Here is a 2,184-nt window from a genome sequence, read left to right on the forward strand (position 1 = left end):
GAGCACGTCGACTGCACGCTCTGCGGGGACGCCGAACTTCGCGGCAGCGCCCGTCCGCACCTTCTCGTGGTGGCCGGCGCCGATGCCGGGGTTGACCCGCAGACAGAGTCGCCCGGTATAGCCGCGGTCGGCTAGCCGATCGATCGTATCCTCGGAGCCCGCGGTGACGGTTAGTTCGGGGTGGTCCGCCCAGGCGTCGACGATCCAGTCGAGGTCGTCCGCGGGCGGGTTGACCGCCGTGTAGTGGATCTCCGAGCCCGACGCGCCGGCCTCGAGCGCCCGCTTTACCTCCCCGGCGGAGGCACACTCGAGACCGGCCCCCGCCTCGCGAAGCGTCGAAAGGACGTCCCCCAGCGCGTTCGCCTTCACCGCGTAGAGGATATCGGCGTCCGGAAAGGCGGCCTCGAGTCGCCGGTAGTTTTCGCGAACTCGCTCGAGGTCGAGGACGTACAGCGGCGAGCCGTACTCTGCGGTAAGCGCCTGTAGTTCGGCCGCGTCCCATTCGGAGAGGCGGCGGACGGACAGCGAAGCCGCAGCGTCAGTCATTGTCAGTTTCAGGTGACCGCGAGAATTCAAGCTTTGGGTTCTCATTTCCGATCGCATTCGGATTGTGATCGGAATTTAGGGCTACTGGAAGCACCACGAAAGGGGCTGCCGGCTCCGGGAAGACGGGCGATGTAAGCATGCGAACAACGTGAGCGCGCGCAACGAGCCCATCGACCGGAGCCGACAGGGGCTTTCGTGGCGTTCTCGAGAATTCTGATAGCGGAACCGAATACGGAGAACCGAATCACTGAAAAACCGCTACATCGCCGAGATACTTATTCTCGAAGCGCGTCTTCGCGTTCGGTCGCCTCGAGCGTCTCCGTCTCGAGACCCGTCGCGACGACGGCGGGCTTGTAGGCCCCGCCTTCGAAGAGGTCGTGGTCGCTGATCGAGGACTCGACGAAGCGAGTGAACGCGCGCCTGTCGGCGGGCAGTTCGCCGTAGAGAACCTCCTCCTCGACGAGATCGTAGACCGGGATGCGCGGCGTCAGGAGCGTGTTTTCGCCGACGACGCTGTTCTCGCCGACGACGAACCCGCTCGTGACGCGACAGCCCGCGCCGAGCGAGACGTTGTCCTCGACGATGACCGGCGCGCCCTCGACCGGCTCGAGAACGCCACCGATGAGCGTGTTCGCGCCGAGTTTGACGTTGTCGCCGATCTGGGCGCAGGAGCCGACGGTGTCACAGGAGTCGACGAGCGTCCCGTCGCCGACGCGAGCGCCGATGTTGACGAAGGCGGGGCTCATCAGGATGCAGTCCGAGCCGATGTTCGCACCGCGGCGGACGACGGTGCCGTCCGGCGTGTTGCGACTTCCGCGGTCGCCGTACTCGCTCGAGTCGGCGAGCGGCAGGACGTCGTTGTACGTGGTGCCGCCGTGGTCGTACTGACCGATCGAGCGCAGGCCGAAGTTGAGTAGAATGCCCTGCTTGACCCACTCGTTTGCCTCCCAGGCGCCCCCCTGCTTCTCGGCGGCGCGGATCTCGCCCGACTCGAGGGCGTCGAGGAAGGCCTCGAGGGTGGCGTACGCGTCCTCGCCGGCGGTCTCGGCGCTGATCTCGTCGTTCTCTTTGCGCTCCCACAGCTCGTCGATTTCGGTCTCAAGTGCGCTCATTCCGTAATCACGTCCGAAAAGTCGTACCACCCCGCCTTTTGTCCAGCGATCCAGACCGCCGCGTCGACCGCGCCGGCGGCGAACACGCCGCGATCCTCGGCGCGGTGCGTGAGCCGAACTTCCTCGTGGTTGCCCGCGAGGACGATTTCGTGTTCGCCCGTGATATCGCCGGCACGGAGTGCGTGAACGCCGATCTCGGCATCCTCTCGGGGTGCCTCGCCCTCGCGGCCGTGCGTGCGCTCGGTGAAGTCTCCGTTGGCCTCGATCTCCTCGAGCAGGCGGTTCGCGGTGCCGCTCGGCGCGTCGCGCTTGTCGTTGTGATGGGTTTCGACGAGTTCCACGTCGTAGCCGGGCAGGTTCCGGACCGCCTGACCGACGACGTTGACCAGCGCCTGCACGCCGCGGGCGAAGTTCGGCGCGTGGAGCACCGCGATATCCTCGCTCGCCGCCTCGAGCGCCTCGTACTCCTCGTCGTCGAACCCGGTCGTGCCGGTGACGAAAGCGACGTCCGCCTCGGCGCACGTCG

General features: G+C 66.6%; 3 protein-coding genes. All 3 read right to left on the reverse strand.

What is annotated here, in order from left to right:
- The coding region (locus tag PGX04_RS17460; RefSeq protein ID WP_273739685.1) for a diaminopimelate decarboxylase family protein at positions 1-546 on the reverse strand (546 nt) is incomplete at its 3' end.
- A gap of 275 nt (positions 547-821) precedes the next feature.
- Positions 822-1,658 (reverse strand): 2,3,4,5-tetrahydropyridine-2,6-dicarboxylate N-succinyltransferase, encoded by an 837-nt coding sequence (locus PGX04_RS17465; RefSeq protein WP_273739686.1) that lies wholly within the window; start codon positions 1,656-1,658, stop codon positions 822-824.
- On the reverse strand, positions 1,655-2,184 hold a 530-nt coding region (dapB, locus tag PGX04_RS17470; protein ID WP_273739687.1), incomplete at its 5' end, for a 4-hydroxy-tetrahydrodipicolinate reductase. The genes dapB and PGX04_RS17465, both read right to left, overlap by 4 nt.

The organism is Natrinema soli (assembly GCF_028618695.1).

What these genes read in the sequence shown, in the direction of transcription:
- PGX04_RS17465 (WP_273739686.1), bottom strand. Translation starts at nt 1,658, where the DNA reads ATGAGCGCACTTGAGACCGAAATCGACGAGCTGTGGGAGCGCAAAGAG.